The organism is Gimesia sp., assembly GCF_048262075.1.
In the GTDB taxonomy this organism is placed as follows: Bacteria; Planctomycetota; Planctomycetia; order Planctomycetales; family Planctomycetaceae; genus Gimesia.
In genome coordinates, this window is sequence record NZ_JBLXFK010000015.1 from 137,207 (window position 1) to 159,202 (window position 21,996).

Consider the following 21,996-nt stretch of genomic DNA (forward strand, 5'->3'; position numbering starts at 1 on the left):
GCGGAATGATCAGAGTCTGTTTTATTTCAGATCTTTGAGAGCGGCGGTGACTTCTTCGGCATGTCCGTCGACTTTCACCTTAGGCCAGGCTGCTGCGATCTTACCATCTTTATTGATCAGGAAGGTGGATCGTTGAATGCCCATGTACTTCTTGCCATAGTTCATCTTTTCCACCCACACTCCATACTTCTCTGCGATCTCATGGTTTTCATCGGAGAGCAGGGTAAAGGGGAGTTCGAACTTGGTTGCGAACTTTTCGTGTGAAGTGACCGAGTCAGGGCTGATCCCTAAAATTACAGTGTCATTGCGTTTGAATTTGGCAACGCGATCCCGGAAATCACAGGATTCCGTAGTGCATCCCGGTGTGTTGTCTTTGGGGTAAAAGTAGAGGAGAACATTTTTTTCTCCTTTGAACTGACTCAGACGCACTTTCCCTTCCGGGTATGCGGGAAGATGAAAAGCAGGAGCACGCTTGCCAGCTTCTGGTACTTTGCTTTCGGTAGCCATTTGAAATTCCTTGAGATTGAGGGGAGTAGACTGTTTTCTAGACAGTGTCCAGTTTTACTGTAGCGTCTCCAGGTCCATTTGGACCGAGTATATTAGATTGACAGACGCTATGGTTAAATGTGATGCGTTCTAGCTTGTTGAAAAACGGCATGAATTTGAAAGCCTGTTTACATCACAGGCGTTGCGCTGCCAGTGCTTCAGGCACGAATATTCTAACAGGCTGGCGACTGCTTTTCGACTGAGCGTGACGCACGAATCCAAACCCGTGGTTCCAGGTCACGAACGCCAGTACTGTTTGTGATATTTCGTGATCGTATTTAATGCAGGTTTGGCCTGTCCCTGGGAATTAATCAGACCGGAATGCGGAAAGCGTCGCGCATCCTGATCGCGAAAACGGGACCAGAATACGCCAGTGACAGAAGGTTTGGCCAGTAGCAGCGGGAGGTAGAGGTCGACCCATTCTGCTTGCGCCGCTTCGCTCCAGTCCGATTTCCACTGGCTGGCTTGCACTTTGGACATGGACGGGCTTTTCTCGTCCGCTACTGTATCATCACTGGGAAACGCGAGTGTAATGTGCAGTGGCAGGTTTAACACGCTCCACTTGTCGATCAACTTGGAGATATCCAGCAGATCATGATGGTGGGAACCGTTAGGGTAGTAGCCGATCCTTAGTTCAAGATCGATGCCGGAAAGGCCGACACCCAGGCGGTCAATTGCATCGACAAACTGCATGGGGGATAACTGATGCTGACCCTTCGAAAGGTAATCTCCCCAGGGTTGTTCGACGCGAATGTAGCATTGAATGGAGTCGTCAGTCTGCTTGGCGATCTCGATGGCACGGGCCGTCAGTGTCAAACGCGTCTCTTCGTTGAGACCGAATACACCACCTGTATTCATCGCAGAAACCAGCGTCCAGGTGCGTATGCTGCCGGTGTAGCGCGTAATGGCGGTTTCAATAAAATGCGAGATAATACTCTGGAAGTTGACCATGTCGAGCTTCCAGGATTCCAGCCAGTCAGGCAGGCCATGCGCTGCAAAATCCAGCAGGCAGCCTCCCCGGATCAGCAGATGTTTTTTTTCGCACCATTCTACCTGCTGGTCACACAGGTCCCAGTCCTGGTCTCCCTCATGTTTTTCGATCAGTTTCCAGTTGACCAGATCAATATTTGCGGCGTCGAACGCCTGACAGATCTGCTTGCCTTCGCTGGCATTGGGAATGAATTCTCCCAGGTTGCATCCCAGCGAGACCGGTAATTTCATGGCCTGTGAACGCTGATGGAGAATGGTCAGTCTTTGACGGGCATAAATCTGAACCAGCATCTCAGCCGCGGCGTGTGCTTTTTGCAATGCGACTCCCGCCAGTTCGGAACACTCCTCAAGTTTATCCTGAATCACCGCAGCCTGGGCAAAGGCAGCAAAGGCGTCATCGTGTAACTTGAGTAACTCTGCCGGGATATTCAGACCTGCAATCTGCCAGACACTGAGCTGGTCTTTGAGCGTCGAGATTTTTCCCCGCGCCAGTTCAAGCATCAGGACATAGGGTTCTTCGCGTTCGGGGAGTGACGCGGTTCTGACGACGGGGCGACCAAAGTCGGTAATATTCCAGACAATGTTGAGTTTACAGCTTTGCGAAGTCTGCCTCCGGAAGGTGAGGACATTACCGTCTACCTCAACCCGGGTAGGAAACACACGACCATCGACAGCGTTCAGATAAGCGCGGTGAAGATCAGACCAGTCTTCAGGAACTTGAGAGGGTGCAATTAAAAAACGCAGGTTGCCCATGTAACGGGTCGCAATCGTAATCTGAATTTAGAAAGAAGGAGTTAAGTCTGTCATCGGGTTTATTGTAGCGTCTCCTGAGCGATTTTGGGATTGAACCACACAGGATGAATGATGTTATGGGTTTAAGGGACGGACGCGCAAGAGATCGGGCCTTAATCTCCATTATTGCGTTTGAGGGACGTGAGGCAAGTGTAGAGTCGGATGTATGTACATGATGAGGAGAGATGCTGGATCTGGTGTGAACCTGACGGTCTCCCATTTTATAAGGGATTTACGGGTTATAATCTGCCCTGAATTGTTTAGCAGCTTTGATCCCGCTACACTTCTGATGTTCAAATTCATTAGATTTTAACCAGGTAGGTCACTAACTATGGCTTCAGCAGCTTTTATTGAAAGCACACTTTCCGGCATCCCCGTGAAACGGGGAAAAGTTCGTGATGTCTATGATTTTGGTGATCGGTTGCTATTTGTGGCGACGGACCGCATCAGTGCTTTTGACTGGATTCTTGCTCCTGGAATTCCGGATAAAGGCCGGGTCCTGACGCAGATCAGTCGCTTTTGGTTTGAACGTTTTACGGGAATTTCCAATCATCTGCTGAGTATGAATCCTTCCGATTTATCACTACCCGCTGATGCTGATCTGGAAGCGTTGCGCGGACGCTGTATGGTTGTCAGAAAAACCGAAGTGGTTCCGTTTGAATGTGTTGTCCGCGGTTACCTCTCCGGTTCCGGCTGGAAAGATTATCTGGCGAATGGAGCCGTCTGTGGAATCGAGCTGCAGTCAGGAATGCAGCAGAGTGACCAGTTGCCCGAGCCCCTCTTTACGCCGGCCACAAAAGCGGAGACCGGTCATGATGAAAATGTATCATTCGAGACTATGCGTGATGCGATAGGCAGTGAACTGGCCGATCGCTTGCGTGAACTCAGTATTCAGATTTATCAGCAGGGTTCAGAATATGCGCGCCAGAAAGGGATTATTCTGGCAGATACCAAGTTCGAATTCGGACTGCTGGACGGAGAACCGATTCTGATCGATGAAGTTCTGACTCCCGACAGTTCCCGCTTCTGGCCTGCGGACCTGTATCAGCCGGGGGGGGCTCAACCTTCGCTGGACAAACAGTTTGTACGTGACTGGCTGGAAACCACCACCTGGGACAAAAACAGCACCCCACCTGTACTGCCCGATGAGATCGTGATGAAAACCCGCGAAAAATATTTTGAAGCATTTCAAATGCTGACCGGCGAGGAATGTACCTGGTAGGTCGGGCCGGAAAAATTGCTGATTCTCAGGAAAATATGGCGATGGAGTACGCGGCAGATTATACTGGATGCTGTTGAATTTCTATATCGGGGTGAAACGGAATATCGTTTCAGCCGGAACAGATTGCCTCAACTATCTGTTTATACCGGTATTTTGGCATTGGATCGCTAAAATCAGGGAATTAATCCTGAACGATTACCAATGAATAGATTCAGGGAGCGTAGGTAAATAGCAGGGGTATTTAATTTCTCAAATTCCGACAGGCAGTCTGTCGATGAAACCAGTATGACTGTACGACTATTTCCTGAATTCATATCTGATTCTCAACACAGCCCTGGTCCATTTTTTCCATCGTGCTTTGTGTTTGCGCTGGTTCTCTGTCTTCTCGGATTGAATTTATTTCAGCTTCCGAGTGCTCAAGCCGGAGAGGTGGAGCTGGAGCATGGAACGATTATCCGGGGTGATGTCGTACCGATTCTGGGGCTGACAGAAACACTGGCAGCCCGTCTTGAAGCCAGTGATGTCGAAGTGACCCTGCCTCCCCGCAAGCTGGAATCGTTTCCGATCATTTTGGTCGATGATGGAATGGTTCGTTATTTTGTGCCCCGCCGCGCGACGGTACGGATGAATAACGATCAGGATCTCTCGAGGTATGAAACCTTCAAGCTGCCGCAGAAGGTCACCGGCCGGAATCAGATGCTGAAAACCGTCGGATCTTATCTTGATGTCACCGACTTCGATAAATTCGGTCGGCGGACAGTGACCCTGAATACGAGCAAAGGAAATCTGGCTTTACTGCAGGGAGTTACCGAGATCACACCGCATCACCTCAAGCTGACGGGACTCAAACAGCAATGGAATCTGGGGCTGCGTACGACTTCGATCAAGGAAGAAATCCTGAAAGACATGCTGAACGAAGCCATTGATCACCTGAGCCCTAATGAGCGCATCGCTGTCGCCCGGTTCTATATTCAGGCCGGTCTGTACCTGCCCGCCGGTAAAGCATTTGACGAGATTGAACGCGATTTCCCCGAGTACAAAGATAAAATCGCGACGTATGTCACTGAGTTACGCACACTGCAAAGCCAGCAATTGCTGGATGAACTGAACCAGCGACGCAAGGCGGGACAACATCGTCTGGCGCAAAATGCCATCATGAAGTTTCCTACCAATAATGTGGCGCAATCCATTCTCCGTCAGATCCGCGAAGTGCAGGATGAATACCACAAACAGCAGGAGCAGATCGACAAAGCACGCATTCGACTGGGAGAGTTGGAAGCAGAGATTAAAGATCCCACAACACGAAATCTCCTGCAGGCTTACCGTCGCGAAGTAATGTCGCAACTCAGTTTCGAAACCATCGATCGTCTGGGGGCGTTCCTGAATCTGGAAAGTGATGATTCACTGTCCGCGCGGGAAAAACTGGCGCTGGCCTATTCAGGCTGGATCGTTGGCGCAGCAAATGTCGTGACCGACCTGAATACCGCGTTGAACCTGTGGACGGCCCGGGCTCAGGTACTGGAATACCTGAGAACCGAGAATGAGCAACTGAGTGAAAATATGCTTGAAACCCTGAGTAAGTTGGAAGGCATTTCCGCGGCAGTCGTTAAGCAAATGATTCCACTCCTGCCACCCATTCTGGATGCACCAGTGCGGGATATTACCGATTCTTTTACAGTCCCTGTGACAGATCCGGGTGCGGAAGTACCCGTGTCCTATTCCGTTTTGTTACCTATTGAGTATGACCCACATCATACATACCCGATGATCGTCGCGTTGCGGCCTTCCTCGCTGGACGCGAATTCGGTCTTGAACTGGTGGGGAAAGTATAAAAATGGTCCCGGCCAGTCACAGCGGCGTGGTTATATTGTGATTGCACCGGAATACCTGCAGAAAGATAAAAAGAATTATGAGGACAATATCACCGCGCATTATGCAGTGATTGAATCGATTCGGGATGCGCGAAAGCGGTTCAATGTGGATTCGGATCGTGTGTTTCTATCAGGACACGGCACCGGAGCCGATGCCGCCTTTGATATCGGGATGTCACACCCGGACCTGTTCGCCGGAGTGATGCCCATCGCCGGGAAAACAAGTGCCTTCAATCTGCACTACTGGCAAAACGCTAAAGATTTGCCATTCTATATTGTGGGAGGCGAACTGGACCGGGATACGCTGGAGCATAATTCTCTGGTGGTCAACCGTATGATGCGTTATGGCTATGATGTGATTTATGCCGAGTACAAAGGCCGTGGTTACGAAAGTTACTACGAAGAAATTCATAATTTGTTTAACTGGATGGAGCTGCAGAAACGGCTGAAGTATCCCAAAGAGCTTGAAGAAAAGATTTTGAGGCCGATTGATAACCGGTTTTACTGGGTACGCACAGAAGCCTTTCCGGCTCAAATCATGCGGCCCATTCCCTATACCGGGAATCAGCGACTCCGTGCCCGCCCGGTGAGCCTGAAGGTCAGCATCAAGTTAGGGAATGTGATTTATGTCAGTTCAGGCGGGAAGATCAATACGCTCTGGCTTAATCCAGAACTGGTCGATTTCGATAAACGCCTGGAAGTGCGCATTGACGGCCAGAGGAAGTTCAATGATTTTCTGCGACCCGATATGAAAGCCATGCTGGATGATTTCAAAAATCGAGGCGACCGCCAGAAGCTGTTTGATGCCCGGCTCGATTTCTTTTAACCAACAAACAGGTTGAATTTCCACATTCTGCTCAGTTGCCCACAAACGACATGATCCGCGCGGCGTGTCCCTTGCTGGAAGTTTTCTCACTGACACGAATCTTTGCCTGATGTTTGCCTGGTTTTAGCTCACTGTTGAAGACCACGGAGCGTGGATAATGCAGGCCTTTGCTGTAATGATGATACAGATCGTAGGATTGAAACGGCCCGCCATCAATGCTGACTTCCAGGATACCCGCATCAGGGCCTGCGACGATATAAACGCCTAGAGCGGTCCCTTCAAAATCAAGTTCCAGTTCCGCGCCCGCTGCATCTGCAGTCAGCATGGGAATACTGGTGAAACGGCTGCGCTTACTGCCGGGAATGTCATCCCACTTTGGAACAGAGATCGTCCACCCAGATTCGAGTTTCGCATTTTTGATATCAATTAAGCGTCCCTTGGTAAAACTGTGAGGATCGAGTGATTTCGCTGGAACAGGGTGCTTGACCGGTTCTCCGGATTTCTGCCAGGCGTTCGTCAGCAGTTTCTCAATCATGGCTGCGCAGATGCCATTGCCGAAGGGAGCAGGGTGGGTGCCTCCGAACTGTTCCCAGGTTAGTTGTTTCGCTTGAATCAATCGTGCGACTTCGCTGGCCAGGTCGATGGTGGAAACCTGGTAGTGGCGGGCAACCTGCTCGTGGCTGGAACTGGAAAGGGGCTTCTGCTTATTTTGAATTGTCTCCAGCATCGAGGGATTCACAAAGTGGACCATCACGATATCGGCATTCGGGTTATGGCGGCGAACCTGGGCAATGACGCCTTCCATGCCATGAATGGCAGCGGCCTCAGAATGGCCTGCATCCTGGTCATCGTTTACAGCGAATTCCACAAAGAACAGATCTACAGGACCCTGGCTTAATACATCACGACTAGTGCGAAAGGCCCCCGTATTGGAACAGGTTGAGGAGATGCCGGCGTTGGTAAATTGAAATGTTGTTTCCGGAAATGTCTTTTCCAGAAACTCCATCACCATCGGGCGGTAACCATTCATTTCCGTGATGGAACCACCGAGAAAAGCAACGTGTCCGGCTTTGGTCGATTCAAATTTATGTTTACTGTTCAGATAGCTGCCCCGCAGGTGAATATTCTTGTCTGAAACCTCAGGGAGATTCTGCGGAGGCGCCGCTACTGAAATTGAGTCGAAAAAAAAGAGGATCAGTAAAATAAAAGGGGCAGTCAGTCGGGTGTTGGGCGCGTGGAATTTCATATGATTTGAGACTCAAAAAGCAAGTGATGGCTGTTATGAACGGGAAAATGAACGATCAATACGAGATTCCAGCATGCAGAATCTGAGGGCCGAGGTCAAGAGTCCTCCTGTTCAACAATTGATTTCGGTAACCCGGGTTCGTTACGATGGAAGTAGAAACGAAGCTGGTTGTTCTGCTTCGCACACAGGAAGCCCTCAGCGTTGGCAGGAGTATTCATGAAATCGTTGTCTTTTCTCTTGGTTGGTTTTTCCGCTTTTTTGCTGGGATCTTTAATCACTGTGGAAACGCAGGCTGCTGAAAAACCGCATATTGTATTTGTTACGGGAGACGATGAATATCGCTCAGAAGAATCCATGCCCATGCTGGCAAAAATTCTGAAACGTGATTATGGCTTTGACGTGACGGTCTGCTATTCCCTGGATGAAGAAGGGAACATCTCGCCGGGAAATCAGAAGTCGATCAGTGGCCTGGAGGCCCTTGATGATGCTGATCTGATGGTCCTGTTTACCCGCTTTCGAGATCTGCCCCCAGAACAGTTCCAGCACTTTTTGAAGTACGTCAAATCGGGAAAACCGGTCGTTGGCTTTCGTACCGCTACCCATGCTTTCCTCTTCCGGGATCCCAAAAGTCCCTATAAAGAATGGAATGATAAAAAAATTGCAGAGCTGGTCGGACAGAAATGGATCACGCACCACGGCCACTTCGGCGACGGGCATGAGCACCTCACCACAGTGACCATAAATGACGATGCTAAAGATCACCCGATTCTGCGTGGCGTGGAACCCTACAAAGCTTACTCCTGGTTGTATCATGTTGACGGTGGAAGTGAAGGGCATCAACTGGCGGGTGACAGTCAGCCTTTATTGACCGGGCACTCACTCAAGTCCGGGCATGAGATGAAAGGAAATCTGGAAAAGTATCCTCTGGATAATCCGGTAGCCTGGACCAAAACTTACACTGGCGAAGATGGAACCAAAGGACGCGTCTTCTTCACAACGACGGCACACCCATTTGACTTTAAAGATCCCAATGTCAGAAAGCTGGCTCTGAATGGAATCTTATGGTCATTGGGAAGGGAACGGGAAATTCCTGCTGACGGGGCAAAACCAGACCTGGCTGGCGAGTACAAACCTAACAATTCCGGCACAGGACCGAAGAAATACAAAACCGGACAAAAGCCGGAGAAACTTTAAGCGGCTAAAGTTTGAATTGTTTTTAAAAGCACAGTCTGATGTAAGGCTGTGCTTTTTTTTCGTCAGTAGTTTTTCCAGAAGCTGGGCACGAACAGCACCAGGATCGCAAACAGCTCCAGTCGGCCCAGCAACATTAAGACCGTCAGCAGGACTTTCCCGGCGAGCGTAAAGTCGGCGTAGTTCTCGGTAGGTCCCAGTTCTCCGACGCCTGGACCAATATTATTAAGAGTGGCCACGACAGCGCTGGTACAGTCAATCAGTTTTTCGGGCTTATTCGTGCGCCATTCGGTATTCGGTTCAATCGCCGTCAGTAACAGGCTGCTGAAAATGAAGATAATCAGGACCAGGCTGAAATAGACGGTAACATCATTTCGGACCCCCTGTTCAATATTTGCTGAACCAACGCGGACAGGACGGACCACATTCGGCCGGAATGATTTTTCGATTTCCAGCCAGATGATCTTGGCAAACAGTACGAATCGAATGACTTTGATGCCCCCCGCGGTTGAACCAGCGCATCCACCTACAAACATCAGTAGCAGCAACAGCATTTTAGATGATTCGTTCCAGGTATCAAAATCTCCGGTTCCATATCCTGTTGTGGTCATGATGGATACCGTCTGAAATCCAGCGTAGCGTAATGCTTCCGGAAGATTATTGTAGATCTGATTGCTCATCAGATTGTAGGTAAGAAATAGCGTGGCTGAACCGAGAATGATAAGATAGGTGCGGAATTCGATGTCATTGAACAGTGGTGAGAAAAACTGTTTCCAGGAGTAATTTTGCGAACGCAAGTTTTTCAAAGAGAGGAAGTAGAGCGAGAAGTTAGTGCCAGCAGCTACCATAAAAACAGCGATCGTAATTTCAATAAGCGAACTGTTAAAGTAACCGACACTCGCATTGTGCGTACTGAACCCCCCGGTCGCCATCGAACCAAAGCTGTGGCAGAACGCATCGAATACGCTCATCCCTTCCAGCCATAAGATCAAGGCCAGAACCAGGGTAAAGGCTACATAGATGACCCACATCACAATCGCCGATTCCCGCACGCGCGGCCTGACCGCCTCGCTGGTCGGGCCAGGTACTTCCCGTTTCATGAGTGCTTTGCCACCCGCGCCAAGATGACTCAGAATGGCGACAAACAACACGATGATACCCATTCCGCCCAGACAGTGAGTGAAGCTGCGCCAGAACAGCACAGAGCGGGGCACCAGCGCCGGGTCTTCCAGTTCACGAAGCACTGAAGCACCTGTTGTTGTAAATCCCGAGATCGATTCAAAGAGTGCGTCAGGAATGGTCATGGGCACATCTGGTGTTACCATCGAACCCGAAAATAGAAAGGGGAGACAGCCCAGAATTCCGGAGTAAATCCAGCTCAGTCCTACGATGGCCAGCGCTTCTTTTCGCAGGATTGTGCCGTGCTCTTTTCGACCGATCAGGTAGAGCAGGGAACCGGAACCCATACTGCAGGCAATCGACCCGCAAATCCCCCAGAATCCTGCAGATTCAAATTCAGTTGCTTCACCAAAAACTGGAAACGCCCAGGGGAGACTGAAGACCATTGAAGCGCCCACCAGCATGCCCACGAGTCCCAGTAGACGACATAACAATAACCAGTTCATTATATATCAACTTATTGATTTTGTACGGAATCGATTGAACGACTGGATTCTTCCAGTAGATTCGAGTTAAATAGAGTTACACGAAAAGTCGTGGGATTATAGCACGTCAGTACAATTTGAACGATACTACTCATTCCGATTTAGGAAATTCATTATGGCCGCTCAGCCTCGTATTCGTATCTTTGCCTGTCTCTGTTCAGCAATTCTGTTTTATTCTGCTACAAGCGCAACGAAAGCGGAAGAACTGGAACAGCTCACCTATCATCATCCGGGGCTTGAAGTGGACTTGGGGGTCGGGCTCTGGGCGTGGCCACTTCCGATGGATTTTGATGGCGATGGGGATCTGGACCTGCTGGTCTCCTGTCCCGACAAACCGTCAAACGGTACTTATTTCTTCGAGAATCGTTCGAACGGTAAAGAAAAAATGCCGGTCTTTGAGCCAGGGGTCCGTCTGGGAAAAGGCTATCATAATACCTGTCTGTCCAATGTGAATGGAGTTCCCCGCGTACTGGTATCAGGACGCGAAGTGGTTGATTTCAAAAAGAACGGATTTGACAAGCTGAGCAATTTACCCGTCGACCGCAATGTACACGGAAAAAAAGTACGTGCAAACCAATGGTACTATGTGGATTATGATGGCGACGGCGATCAGGATCTGGTGGTAGCCGTCGGTGACTGGGGAGATTATGGCTGGGATGATGCCTACAATTCAGAAGGCCAATGGACGAATGGTCCGCTGCATGGATTCGTATATGTCTTGAACAACGCGGGGACTGATCAAAAACCGGAATATGAGAAGCCTGCAAAAATCAAGGTCGGCGATCAACCCCTGGAAGTGTTTGGCTGGCCTTCCCCCAACTTTGCAGACTTTGACCACGATGGCGATCTGGATCTGATCTGTGGTGAGTTTCTGGATCAACTGACCTATTTTGAGAATACCGGTTCCCGTACGAAGCCTCACTATGTTGCTGGCCGTCGATTGCATAATAATGGTCAGCCTTTACAGATGGATCTGCAGATGATTGTCCCCTCAGCAATTGACTGGGATCAGGATGGCGATACGGACCTGGTAATTGGTGATGAAGATGGTCGCGTGGCCTTCATGGAGAATACGGGGGAACTACTGGGGGGCTTACCCCAGTTTCTGCCTCCCCGGTATTTCCGACAGAAGGCAGCCGGAGTCAAGTTTGGCGCACTGGCGACTCCCTATGCGTACGACTGGGATGGGGACGGGGATGAAGATCTGATTGTCGGAAATACAGCCGGCTATATTGGCCTGATTGAAAATCTGGATGGGGATCCTCAGAAACCCAGACTGGCGGCACCCGTTTATCTGCAGGCGGGAGGACGGCCGATTCGGATACAGGCGGGCCCCAATGGTTCCATTCAGGGCCCCTGTGAAGCGAAGTGGGGATACACGACCCAGACCGTCGCGGACTGGAATCAGGATGGCTTGCCCGATTTACTGGTGAATTCGATCTGGGGAGAAATTCTCTGGTACCCGAATATCGGCACTCGAACCAAACCGGAACTGGCGCCAGCTCAGACAATCCAGGTCGAATGGAGTGGTGCAGTCCCAAAGCCGGAATGGAACTGGTGGAATCCTCGGGGAAATCAACTGGTGACGCAGTGGCGTACCACGCCTGTCGCAGTCGACTACAACCAGGATGGTCTGATGGATCTGGTGATGCTGGACCATGAAGGCTATCTGTCATTTTTCGAACGGACGGGAGCAGGCAAGGATTTGAAGTTACTTCCCGGGAAGCGGATCTTTGTTGATGAATCGCTCAAGCCAATTCAACTCAATCCAAAACGGGCCGGTGGAAGTGGACGCTATAAACTGCATGTAGTTGACTGGGACGGTGATGGTCGACTTGACTTACTGGTAAACAGCATGAACGCCGACTTGTACCGCAATGAAAAAACAGTCGAGGGCAAAACGGTACTTAAGAAAATGGGACCACTCAGTTCAAGAAAACTGGCCGGGCATACCAGCAGTCCCTGCACAGTCGATTGGGATCAGGACGGAGTAAGAGATCTGATTGTCGGAGCCGAAGATGGTTACCTGTACTGGATGCAGAATCCTCGCTCAAAGAAGTAACTCTGTTTTCAAAGTGTGATCGGGCAGACGAATGCAGTTACAGAATCGAATCGCTTTTAAAGAGTGGGGAGCCGTCTGCGCCGCGTTGGAGCAGGGGACCCAATCAGTGATTGTTCGTAAAGGGGGCATTCACGAAGGGGAAACCGGTTTTCGTGTTGAACACGGAGAGTTCTGGATGTTTCCCACACGCTTTCATCAGGGGGCAGAACAACTGCAGCCTGAGAACAGCAGTCTGTTGAATCTGCCTTTGGCGCAGGAGCCGGCATCCGGGAAGCTGAATCTGGCACTCTATTCTGTCGTCGAAGCGGTTCTGGAGCTCAAGGATCCATCCCTGCTTTCACGGTTGCAGTCACTGCAGGTATTGAACGAGGAGACGATCCAGCAGCGATTTGAATACAAAAATCCGGGATTGTTTGTATTGCTGGTTCGCGTCTTTCGCCTGCCACATCCTTTTGAAGTGGAACAGGAATCCCGTTACGCGGGCTGTCATTCCTGGGTGGAACTCTCGCAAGAGTATGCTACAGGCGATCTGAAACCTGTTCTTGATTCAGAGCAGTTTCTGGATGCACAACAGGCGTTTCAGCAAGTCGTAGTCAGTGCTCAATAGGCTCTATTTTTAAATGATAACAGCCCGGTTCTCTGGAACCGGGCTGTATTCTCAATGACTCAGGGCAATTATGCCTTGAAGATTTTTTCACGACCGGAAGTAACATTTTTGGTAGCATTACGTGTATCCAGGATCATCTTGCTGTGTTTGACGATGAAGTCATAGTCGTAAGCCGTATGATCGGTGGCAATCAGCACACAATCCTGTGCTGAAAGATACTCGGGCGTTAATTCCTGGCTTTCCATTGCAGGGACATTATGATGTCGCATCTTGGGAAGTTTTGGAATATGAGGATCGTTGTATGTGAATTCGACTCCCCGTTCCAGCAGGAGATCAAGCAGGTGGAAAGAAGGGCTTTCGCGTGGGTCATCGACATCTTTTTTGTAGGCCACTCCCAGCATGCAGATTTTGCTGCCTTTGAGCGGTTTGGCCTGCTGGTTGAGAAATTCTGCCAGCCGGTCGATTACGTAGCGAGGCATGCGAGTATTGACTTCTCCGGCTAATTCGATGAAGCGGGTCGTCTGTCCTTCTTTGCGTGCCAGCCAGCTCAGATAAAACGGATCAATGGGGATACAGTGACCACCCAGACCGGGACCTGGATAAAAGGCCTGAAAGCCAAAGGGCTTGGTTTTGGCGGCATCAATGACTTCCCAGACATCAATATTCATGCGGTCAAATAAGGTTTTGAGCTCATTGACCATCGCAATATTAACGGCACGATAGGTGTTTTCCAGAATCTTACAGGCTTCTGCAATTTCCACTGAAGAAACCTGGATGACATTGACTACAGCATGTTCGTATAAAGCGGCGGCAATTCGCAGACTGTTTTCATCTATCCCGCCCACCACTTTGGGAATTCCAGCTGCAGAAAAATCAGGGTTGCCGGGATCTTCGCGTTCCGGGCTGTAAGCAAGATAATAGTCTGTGCCGACTTTGAGCCCTGTCGCCTCTAGAATTGGCAGCAGTACATCGCGGGTCGTCGTCGGGTAAGTTGTGCTTTCGAGGACGATCAGTTGTCCGGGACGCAGACTGGCTGCGATCGCTTCGGTGGTTTGTTCCACATAACTCAGGTCCGGGTCGCGGCTCATTGTGAGGGGAGTGGGGACACAGATCAGCAGCGCGTCTGCTTCTTTCATCCGTGAAGCATCAGCGGTTGCTTCAAACTGTTTCTTCTCCAGCCAGTTGGCGACGGTCTTAGAGGGAATGTGCTGAATATAACTTTTACCAGCCTGCAGTTGTTCCACCTTGTTTTGATCAACATCAAAACCCATGGTTTTGAAACCGCTGTTTACAAAAGCGTCAATCAGTGGGAGTCCGACATAGCCTAAGCCAATAATTCCAATGGTTGCCGTTTTGTCTTTAATCGCCTGCTCAAGCTGAATTGCCATCTAAATTACCATCCTTGTTTAGTTCCTAAGTGCAGGGAAATGATACAGCTGAAGTCGCCGGATCATATCACTCGAACTTATTTCCTGCAAGCATTTTAGCCGTAAGACTCCCATCAAGGCTGAGGCCGGTATTTCTACTAGACAAGTGTTTGAAACCGGACACAGCCTGTGTCGGAATATCCCTCGTGTTACAGCAGTCCCGTGTGGCGCAGGAGTGGTTCAGGACTGGGTTCCCGACCACGAAATTCTTTAAACAGATCCATGGGATGGCGACTGCCTCCCATGGCAAGGATGGTATCTCGAAATCGACGTCCGGTTTCTTCGACGGCCTTTTCATCGTCGAGACCAGCCTCTTCAAATGCGCTGAACGCGTCCGCACTGAGCACTTCAGCCCATTTATAACTGAAGTAGCCGGCAGCGTAGCCGCCCGCAAAGATATGCTGAAACGAACATAAAAATCGATCCTCAGGCAGCATAGGCAGGACCGATGTACTCTCGCTGATTTCACGCTGCACGTCGAATACAGACTCACTGCCATCGGGGTCAAATTCGCTGTGCAGTTTTAAATCGACGACGCCAAACTGAATCTGCCGTAACATTTGAGTACCTGCCTGGAAATTGCGCGCGGCTTTGATTTTTTCGAAGAGCTCATCAGGCAGTGTTTCACCCGTTTCGAAATGCCTGGCCATCCCCAGTAGAGTGGGCTTGTGATAGCACCAGTTTTCCATAAACTGGCTGGCGAGTTCGACGGCATCCCATTCCACGCCATTGATGCCGGCAGCATCAGCTTCGTCAATCGTCGTGAGCATGTGCTGCAGACCATGACCGAATTCGTGGAACAGCGTTTCTACTTCTCGAAATGTCATCAGTGAGGGTTTGGAACCTACTGGTGGCGTAGAATTGCAGACCAGATGGGCAACGGGAAGTTGTACTTTCCCATTGATCAGTTTGCGACCCAGACAGTCATCCATCCAGGCTCCCCCCCTTTTATCAGCAGGGCGTGCATAGGGATCCAGGTAAAAACCGGCAATCGTTTCGCCGGACTCATCAGCGATGTTGAAATAACGGACATCTTTATTCCAGACAGGAATATCTTCGGTAACCTGGGTCACAGTGATGCCAAAGATACGATTGACCAGGTGAAACAGGCCATCCAATACTTTTTCCAGCGAGAAATAAGGCCGCAATTCTTCATCAGTATAGCTGAATCGCTGCTCCCGCAGACGTTCTGACCAGAAGGCAAAGTCCCATTGAATAATGGGTTCCGTTTCGCCTTGCGCTGCCGCGAACTCCTGCAGATCTTTTAAATCCTGCTGGCCGTTATCAAAGGAGGCAGTCCGCAGACGTTCTTCCATCTCAAACACGGCATCAATGCTGGACGCCATTTTTTCTGCCAGACTGACTTCTGCGAAGTTGGCATATCCCAGCAGTTGTGCTTTCTCTTTTCGCAATTTGAGAATCTGAGGTATCAAAGGCGTGTTATCGATCTCTCCCTCTGATGCACGAGTGATAAAAGCACGGTAGACTTTTTCCCGTAAAGTACGATTACGACAGTGTTGCATGAATGGACCGAAGCAGGGGAAGTCCAGGCTGATTCTCCAGGGACCTTCTTCCGGAGTTGCTTCGACTTCGGGTGTTTTATCATCCCAGCTGTTATAGGATTGCGCGGTCAGCTGTTTGAGGCTGTCCGGGAAGCCAGCGACATCATCAGCACTGGTAATGATCAGTGTAAATGCTTTAGTGGCATCCAGTACGTTATTGGCAAATTTAGTAGACAGGCTTGAAAGTTCCGTGGCGATATCATTGAACCGTGTCAACTGCTCTCCGGAGAGGCCGATCCCGGCCAGTTCGGCTGACAGGATTCGTTTTTCGATGATTCGTTTTTGTGCTTCATTAAGCGTATTCCAGTTTTCACTGTCTCGCAATGCAATTAAAGCCTGATAGATGGGTTTGCTCTGTCTGGCACTTAATGAAAATGCCACTATGTCCGGCAAAACGCTTTCGTAGGCTTCCCGGATTTCAGGAGTATTTTTCACCCCCAGCAGGTGACCGACGGAGCCCCAGGAACGCTCCCAGGGATAATCCAGTTCTTCCAGAGGTCGCATCAGCCCTTCCCATGTGGGTTGAGCTTCGTCTTCGATTTTTTTCAGACCCGCTTTTGACTGCTCCAGAAGTGCTTTAACCGCTGATTGAATATGTTGTGGTTCAATACGGTCAAAACGTGGAAGACCCTCTAAAACCAGAAGGGGATTATCTGTTAGACTCGATTGCTGATCCATTTGTGAAACTGTCCTTCCCGTGGGAATTGATAATATGCATAATTAAGAGGCTATTGATACGAAAACCTGCTCTGTAGCGGATGGGACGAGTCATCATAAAATAAACAGGCACTGGTTTAAAAGGCATTCTTATGGATTCGCGAAATCGATACAATGCCTGAAAGCAGTTTACCTCTTTTACAGGAAAGTTAGTACCGGAGAGCAGGGAATATGAAGCAACTTTTCTCCGTCTGGACGGTACTGGCACTGTTGGTTTTTCTCTCGTCATTCTGTCCGGCTGAAGAGAATTCTCCGTCTCCAGATAAGAATAAAAACGAAAAATACCGAGCGAAGGAACTACTTATGAAGACCATGGGCGGGCGGCAATTCTGGGGGGATGTACAGTTTTTTCAGGGCTGGAAAATTCAGCAGCACGTCATCAGCCAGCATTATCGTCTGCTGGACCCGAAAGATCAGAGACATGCCAGTGGATCATTGGCAGACTGTCAGCAGCGTCTCGAAGAGATCAAAGCAGCCGAACAACTCCCACCGATGCAGGGAAAAGCGGTGATTCTGATTCATGGCATCATTCGCTCTTCCAAATCATTTGTGAAAATGAAAGAGAGCTGTCAGCAGAAAGGCTGGCTGGTTGTTCCCTTTGATTACCCGAGTACGCAGCGTACGATCCCCGAAAATGCGAACTATCTGGGAAAGGTCATTCAATCTCTCGAGGGAATCGAAGAGATTGATGTAGTAGTACACAGTATGGGAGGACTGGTCGTTCGGTCATGGCTGTCTCAACAGGACGTTGTCGATTCCCGTGTAAAACGCATGGTCATGCTGGGAGTTCCCAACCGTGGAGCCGACATGGCTGATCGCTTTCGCTCCCATTTGCTGTTCAAAGCCATTTTTGGTCCCGCCGGCCAGCAACTGGTTACCGAAGCCAACAGCGATTTTATCAGCAATCTGCCGACGCCTCCTTTTTCGTTTGGAGTGGTCGCCGGGGGACGAAATACACTGAAAGGATACAATCCTCTGATTCGTGGAGATAACGATGGTACCGTCGCCGTCAGTAGTACCCGTTTGCCAGGAGCGGCTGATTTTATCATGCTGCCGGTTCTGCATTCATTCATGATGAATGATCCCGAAACGATTGCGCATACCCTGCGGTTTCTGGAGACAGGTGTCTTTCGTGAATCAGGGAAACCACAGCCGATTCCTGTACCTCAAGCAGAAACAGTGCCATAATTGTTATCTGGTTTTAAGCTTTCAAATTGAAAATGATAAAAAGTTAATTGTCCCCTCTGAATGGAATGGGCTCTTTCAATGGACCGTGATCAGCGACATCTGCAGTTACTTTCCAGGTTACAGATTATTTATGGAATACTGAATATTTTTGTGACACTGATATTATATTGGGCCGTTAAGGATCTATCAGACGCAGCCCGCGACTACCTGGGACAGACACGACCTGACTTGGAAGTCTCCCTGATGATCGGCTTCGGGGTCATCTTTTTCCTGATTGGTTTCGCGATTTTATTTTGTATAATTCTGGCTGGCCAGTCACTCGCACGTTATGAAAACTATCGGTTCTGTTTTATCGTTGCCATCTGTGAATGCCCGATTTTCCCGTTTGGTACTCTGTTGGGAATTGCCACGATTATGGTACTGCTGCGAGATTCAGTGAAGCAGTTATTTCTGAAAAACAGTCAGGAAAGTCAGTCCGTCAGTTAACCGGTCCTACGAATACAATTCTTTCCAGATCTCACTCAAAGTTTCCGTTTTCATGTCTGATCAATCAGCTGACTCTAAAAAAACAACTGGTTCTGCACTGATCTGGAAACTAACGAAATGGGGACTGCTGACGCTGGTGCTCTACTTTGTCTGGCAACAGGGCTCACAACTTTATGAACAGCAGCAGGAAGCGATCTCAGATATCCAGATCAGGCCGACCTGGCTGATTTTGTCTGGAGTCTGTTATTTTATTGCCTGGTTGCCCTCCGTCTGGTTCTGGCAGAAGCTGATGCTTGCCTCTGGGGAAAAGGTCGATTTCTGGCCCACAGCACGTGCCTACTATTGTGGTCACCTGGGAAAGTACATTCCAGGAAAAGTAACCGTCCTGTTGATTCGAGCAACGTTGCTCAAAGAATTTGGGGTTCGTATGTCGGTTGCTGCTGTGACAGCCGCTTATGAGACGCTGGCAGTCATGGGAGTCGGCCTGGTCCTGTTTCTGGCGTTAATACCATTTGTAATCAACACCGATCAACTGGATCAATGGCCTGCCTGGGTTCAGTATATTCAGTCACACCCTTTGCTGGTTCCTACTGTCATTCTGATCGTGCTTTTTGTATCCCTGCCTCTGGTGGCGCGCCTGTTAAACTTATTCTCGAAGAAATTCACCCGATCTGAAGTAGAAGCCTCAAGCGATGAGCCCCAGCCAGAGTTTTCCCTGCGACTGTTATATGCAGGGGTGTTGATGTTTCTACTCAGCTGGAGCCTGCATGGCTTGAGCCTGGGGCTGACACTTGCCTCGATCAGCGATCAGGGCCTGATCTGGCAGGAATGGCCTCGCTGGATGGCTGCAGTGTCTGCTGCTTATGCTTTGGGGTTTCTGGCTTTATTCGCTCCCGCAGGATTAGGAGTCAGGGAAGGGTTAATCTCGGCAATCCTTGCCGGATCTCCGGTAATCGGCGATGTGAATGCATTTGTTACCGCGATATTGGTACGAATCGTTTCATTTGCTAGTGAATTACTGTCTGCTTTTGTTTTATACTATCGTTTTGGAAGTCGTGCTTCGTCAGATACTGTTTCAGATCTGATCCAGCCGACTTCCGATACTAATAAAACAGCGTAGTAGTATACTTGTCGAGCGAAAGGTGTTTGTCGTGCTCTCCATCATGATTCCTGTGTTGAATGAATCCGAAAGTCTGCCTCAACTGTACCAGGAGATCTGCGACACGAGCCAGCAGCATAATATTGATCTCGAAGTCATTTTTATCGACGATGGTTCCTCTGACCGATCCTGGGAGATTATCTCAGGGATGGCAGCGAAAGATGGCCGTGTTTCCGGGATTCGCTTTCGCCGTAACTTTGCCAAAGCAGCAGCATTGACAGCTGGCATGCGCGCTGCCCGTGGCTCGGTAATTATGATGATGGATGCTGACCTGCAGGATAATCCGAAAGAGATCCCCCGCTTTCTGGAGAAACTCAACGAAGGTTACGATGTCGTCAATGGCTGGAAGGAACGCCGCCTTGATCCCTGGCATAAAGTCTATCCGAGTAAAGTCTTTAACTGGATGATTGCCAAACTGACAGGGCTGCAGCTGCACGATCATAACTGTGGCTTCAAGCTGTTTCGAAAGGAAGTCGCTGCGGAAATTCGTATTTATGGCGAGCTGCATCGGTTCATTCCTGTACTCGCAGATGCCCGCGGTTTTAAGGTGACAGAAATCCCGGTACATCACCGCGAGCGACAGCATGGTCACTCCAAGTACGGAGTGCGTCGATTCCTCAGGGGCTTCCTCGATCTGTTGACAGTCCGCTTTTTAACAGGGTACGGACAACGACCTCAGCACATGCTGGGAGCCATTGGACTGGGCTTTCTGTTGATTGGATTTCTGGGACTGGGATACCTGGGGCTCATCTGGATGTTGACAAACGTGTTTGGTATGGGATTCGGACCGATTGGAAGTCGACCTCTGTTAGCCTATTCAATCGCAGCGACCTTTCTGGGCGGCCAGGCGATTAGTCTGGGATTATTGGCAGAATTGATCGTCGCTTATACAGGCCGCTATCAGGATTCTTACAGCATTTCCGAACGCACCGATACAGCGACTCAGAATGAACAGGAGATTGTGGTCTGAAACTGCTTTGGGTTTTGACTGTGATGAGAATGGTCCTGTTATTCTTCTTTGAATTGGAAATGAAGCGATAGATGAAAATTACGTTTCTGGGAGCTGCTGGAGAAGTCACGGGCAGCCAGCATTTAATTGAAACGGACTCCCGCCGAATTTTGCTCGACTGTGGCCTGTTCCAGGGCCATCGGGAAGAATCGTACCTGAAGAACAGTCACTTTGCTTATTCCCCGGAATCACTGGACGCGGTCTTTCTCTCGCATGGACATATGGATCACTGTGGGAATCTGCCACGGCTGTTTAATAAAGGATTTCGAGGACCAATCTTCTGTACTTCGGCGACGGCAGATATCGCTGAAATCATGTTGAAAGACAGCGCCCGGATTCAGGAGGAAGATGCACGCTATCTGGTCAGAAAACTGGAAGGCAAACATCCACCGATTGAACCACTGTATTCCGAAGAGGATGTAACAGGCACCGCCAAACTATTCGAGCGTCTGGAGTATCAGGAATGGCACGAACTGGGTGACGATCTCAAAGTGCGTTTTCTGGATGCAGGTCATATCCTGGGGTCAGCTATTATCGAACTGAAAATCAAAGACCAACGTGAGTGGCGGCATCTGGTCTTTACCGGAGATCTCGGAAGACGTGACTTGCCTCTGCTCAGAGATCCCGACTTGATTGAAGGTTGTGAAGTACTGATTTCAGAGAGTACTTACGGGAATCGAGTCCATGAAAAAGCCACGGACGTCAAAGAGGAGTTATACCAGATTCTGGATGAAGCGTATCGTCTGGAAGGGCGTGTGATTATTCCTGCGTTCAGCCTCGGGCGTACACAGCAGATCATTTATTACCTGAATGACCTTTATAATGAAAAACGACTGCCTCACATTCCCATTTTTGTAGACAGTCCGCTATCGACGCGGCTGGTGTCTGTTTTTCGCGCTCATCTCCAGGACATGGATGATAAAGTACGTGATGTCATCGCAGCAGACCGGGATCCATTCGGTTTTTCACTGTTGGATTATGTTTCGTCGCGCGAAGAAAGTATTGCCTTGAACAAACGCAAAGGAGCATTCGTCGTCATTGCCGGGAGCGGGATGTGTGAAAATGGCCGGGTGCGACATCATCTGAAAAACGGCATCTCCAATATAGAAAATACCGTGGTGCTCATGGGCTACCAGGCCGCACACACCCTGGGCCGGCGCTTACAGCAGAGGGACCCGAAGGTCAAAATATTTGATCGCTATTACGAAGTCAAAGCCAAAGTGGTGCAGTTGAGCGGTCTGTCCGGGCATGCCGATGTTGAGGATTTCAAGTGGTGGTATGAGGAATCGGCAAAACGCGGCAATATCGGGCAGGTCTTTCTGGTGCACGGGGAACCGGAATCGGCGACCGCACTGGCAGCATTAATTCGGGATCAGTGTGATGAGGACCCGGTGATTCCCCAGTATCATGAATCTTTTGAAGTGTAGTGCT

16 protein-coding genes are annotated in these 21,996 nt (G+C 49.6%); 10 read left to right on the plus strand and 6 right to left on the minus strand.

Annotation, left to right across the window (positions count from 1 at the left end):
- Positions 1-21 precede the first annotated feature (21 nt).
- Positions 22-507 (minus strand): thioredoxin-dependent thiol peroxidase, encoded by a 486-nt coding sequence (gene bcp / locus ACN0YH_RS23640; RefSeq protein ID WP_417382061.1) that lies wholly within the window; start codon positions 505-507, stop codon positions 22-24.
- A gap of 276 nt (positions 508-783) precedes the next feature.
- A complete protein-coding gene (locus ACN0YH_RS23645; protein WP_417382062.1) occupies positions 784-2,289 on the minus strand; it encodes an endo-1,4-beta-xylanase in 1,506 nt (501 codons plus the stop codon).
- A gap of 370 nt (positions 2,290-2,659) precedes the next feature.
- Here ACN0YH_RS23645 and ACN0YH_RS23650 point away from each other — a divergent pair, with 370 nt between their 5' ends.
- Together ACN0YH_RS23650 and ACN0YH_RS23655 are read left to right on the plus strand one after the other, a co-directional pair.
- Positions 2,660-3,550: a phosphoribosylaminoimidazolesuccinocarboxamide synthase gene (locus tag ACN0YH_RS23650; protein ID WP_417382063.1), complete on the plus strand. Its 891-nt coding sequence runs from the start codon at positions 2,660-2,662 to the stop codon at positions 3,548-3,550.
- A gap of 429 nt (positions 3,551-3,979) precedes the next feature.
- A complete protein-coding gene (locus ACN0YH_RS23655; RefSeq protein WP_417382064.1) occupies positions 3,980-6,247 on the plus strand; it encodes a hypothetical protein in 2,268 nt (755 codons plus the stop codon).
- Positions 6,248-6,278: 31 nt separating this feature from the next.
- Here ACN0YH_RS23655 and ACN0YH_RS23660 read toward each other — a convergent pair whose 3' ends face one another.
- The gene (locus ACN0YH_RS23660) at positions 6,279-7,493 is read right to left on the minus strand and encodes an SGNH/GDSL hydrolase family protein (protein WP_417382065.1); all 1,215 of its coding nucleotides are present in this window, start codon (positions 7,491-7,493) and stop codon (positions 6,279-6,281) included.
- 216 nt (positions 7,494-7,709) lie between these two features.
- On the opposite strand from ACN0YH_RS23660, the gene ACN0YH_RS23665 reads away from it, so the two are divergent.
- Positions 7,710-8,687, plus strand: a complete 978-nt coding sequence (locus tag ACN0YH_RS23665) for a ThuA domain-containing protein (RefSeq protein WP_417382066.1) — start codon at positions 7,710-7,712, stop codon at positions 8,685-8,687.
- Positions 8,688-8,749: 62 nt separating this feature from the next.
- Here the strand turns inward: ACN0YH_RS23665 and ACN0YH_RS23670 are convergent, their stop codons facing one another.
- Complete coding sequence (locus tag ACN0YH_RS23670; protein WP_417382067.1) at positions 8,750-10,309, minus strand: TrkH family potassium uptake protein; 1,560 nt, start codon at positions 10,307-10,309, stop codon at positions 8,750-8,752.
- 154 nt (positions 10,310-10,463) lie between these two features.
- On the opposite strand from ACN0YH_RS23670, the gene ACN0YH_RS23675 reads away from it, so the two are divergent.
- Both ACN0YH_RS23675 and ACN0YH_RS23680 read left to right on the plus strand, forming a co-directional pair.
- Positions 10,464-12,410 carry an FG-GAP repeat domain-containing protein gene (locus ACN0YH_RS23675; RefSeq protein ID WP_417382068.1) on the plus strand — a complete coding sequence of 649 codons (1,947 nt, stop codon included), beginning with the start codon at positions 10,464-10,466 and terminating at the stop codon, positions 12,408-12,410.
- Positions 12,411-12,441: 31 nt separating this feature from the next.
- A complete protein-coding gene (locus tag ACN0YH_RS23680) occupies positions 12,442-13,017 on the plus strand; it encodes a DUF1802 family protein (protein WP_417382069.1) in 576 nt (191 codons plus the stop codon).
- A gap of 68 nt (positions 13,018-13,085) precedes the next feature.
- Here the strand turns inward: ACN0YH_RS23680 and ACN0YH_RS23685 are convergent, their stop codons facing one another.
- Both ACN0YH_RS23685 and ACN0YH_RS23690 read right to left on the minus strand, forming a co-directional pair.
- A complete protein-coding gene (locus tag ACN0YH_RS23685) occupies positions 13,086-14,405 on the minus strand; it encodes a nucleotide sugar dehydrogenase (protein ID WP_417382070.1) in 1,320 nt (439 codons plus the stop codon).
- Between the two features lie 188 nt (positions 14,406-14,593).
- The gene (locus tag ACN0YH_RS23690; protein WP_417382071.1) at positions 14,594-16,684 is read right to left on the minus strand and encodes a M3 family metallopeptidase; all 2,091 of its coding nucleotides are present in this window, start codon (positions 16,682-16,684) and stop codon (positions 14,594-14,596) included.
- Between the two features lie 342 nt (positions 16,685-17,026).
- Between ACN0YH_RS23690 and ACN0YH_RS23695 the strand changes: the two genes are divergently transcribed.
- The 5 genes from ACN0YH_RS23695 (at position 17,027) to ACN0YH_RS23715 (ending at position 21,992) form a co-directional block, all read left to right on the plus strand.
- Positions 17,027-17,911, plus strand: coding sequence for an esterase/lipase family protein (locus ACN0YH_RS23695; protein WP_417382072.1), 885 nt, complete (start codon positions 17,027-17,029; stop codon positions 17,909-17,911).
- A 78-nt stretch (positions 17,912-17,989) separates the two neighbouring features.
- Positions 17,990-18,397 (plus strand): hypothetical protein, encoded by a 408-nt coding sequence (locus ACN0YH_RS23700; protein WP_417382073.1) that lies wholly within the window; start codon positions 17,990-17,992, stop codon positions 18,395-18,397.
- Between the two features lie 52 nt (positions 18,398-18,449).
- Positions 18,450-19,517, plus strand: coding sequence for a lysylphosphatidylglycerol synthase transmembrane domain-containing protein (locus tag ACN0YH_RS23705; protein ID WP_417382074.1), 1,068 nt, complete (start codon positions 18,450-18,452; stop codon positions 19,515-19,517).
- A 43-nt stretch (positions 19,518-19,560) separates the two neighbouring features.
- Positions 19,561-20,526 carry a glycosyltransferase family 2 protein gene (locus ACN0YH_RS23710; RefSeq protein ID WP_417382084.1) on the plus strand — a complete coding sequence of 322 codons (966 nt, stop codon included), beginning with the start codon at positions 19,561-19,563 and terminating at the stop codon, positions 20,524-20,526.
- A 71-nt stretch (positions 20,527-20,597) separates the two neighbouring features.
- Positions 20,598-21,992 (plus strand): MBL fold metallo-hydrolase RNA specificity domain-containing protein, encoded by a 1,395-nt coding sequence (locus ACN0YH_RS23715; RefSeq protein ID WP_417382075.1) that lies wholly within the window; start codon positions 20,598-20,600, stop codon positions 21,990-21,992.
- Positions 21,993-21,996 lie beyond the last annotated feature (4 nt).

What these genes read in the sequence shown, in the direction of transcription:
- bcp (WP_417382061.1), bottom strand. Translation starts at nt 507, where the DNA reads ATGGCTACCGAAAGCAAAGTACCAGAAGCTGGCAAGCGTGCTCCTGCT.
- ACN0YH_RS23645 (WP_417382062.1), bottom strand. Translation starts at nt 2,289, where the DNA reads ATGGGCAACCTGCGTTTTTTAATTGCACCCTCTCAAGTTCCTGAAGAC.
- ACN0YH_RS23650 (WP_417382063.1), top strand. Translation starts at nt 2,660, where the DNA reads ATGGCTTCAGCAGCTTTTATTGAAAGCACACTTTCCGGCATCCCCGTG.
- ACN0YH_RS23660 (WP_417382065.1), bottom strand. Translation starts at nt 7,493, where the DNA reads ATGAAATTCCACGCGCCCAACACCCGACTGACTGCCCCTTTTATTTTA.
- ACN0YH_RS23665 (WP_417382066.1), top strand. Translation starts at nt 7,710, where the DNA reads ATGAAATCGTTGTCTTTTCTCTTGGTTGGTTTTTCCGCTTTTTTGCTG.
- ACN0YH_RS23670 (WP_417382067.1), bottom strand. Translation starts at nt 10,309, where the DNA reads ATGAACTGGTTATTGTTATGTCGTCTACTGGGACTCGTGGGCATGCTG.
- ACN0YH_RS23675 (WP_417382068.1), top strand. Translation starts at nt 10,464, where the DNA reads ATGGCCGCTCAGCCTCGTATTCGTATCTTTGCCTGTCTCTGTTCAGCA.
- ACN0YH_RS23680 (WP_417382069.1), top strand. Translation starts at nt 12,442, where the DNA reads ATGCAGTTACAGAATCGAATCGCTTTTAAAGAGTGGGGAGCCGTCTGC.
- ACN0YH_RS23685 (WP_417382070.1), bottom strand. Translation starts at nt 14,405, where the DNA reads ATGGCAATTCAGCTTGAGCAGGCGATTAAAGACAAAACGGCAACCATT.
- ACN0YH_RS23690 (WP_417382071.1), bottom strand. Translation starts at nt 16,684, where the DNA reads ATGGATCAGCAATCGAGTCTAACAGATAATCCCCTTCTGGTTTTAGAG.
- ACN0YH_RS23695 (WP_417382072.1), top strand. Translation starts at nt 17,027, where the DNA reads ATGAAGACCATGGGCGGGCGGCAATTCTGGGGGGATGTACAGTTTTTT.
- ACN0YH_RS23700 (WP_417382073.1), top strand. Translation starts at nt 17,990, where the DNA reads ATGGACCGTGATCAGCGACATCTGCAGTTACTTTCCAGGTTACAGATT.
- ACN0YH_RS23705 (WP_417382074.1), top strand. Translation starts at nt 18,450, where the DNA reads ATGTCTGATCAATCAGCTGACTCTAAAAAAACAACTGGTTCTGCACTG.
- ACN0YH_RS23710 (WP_417382084.1), top strand. Translation starts at nt 19,561, where the DNA reads ATGATTCCTGTGTTGAATGAATCCGAAAGTCTGCCTCAACTGTACCAG.
- ACN0YH_RS23715 (WP_417382075.1), top strand. Translation starts at nt 20,598, where the DNA reads ATGAAAATTACGTTTCTGGGAGCTGCTGGAGAAGTCACGGGCAGCCAG.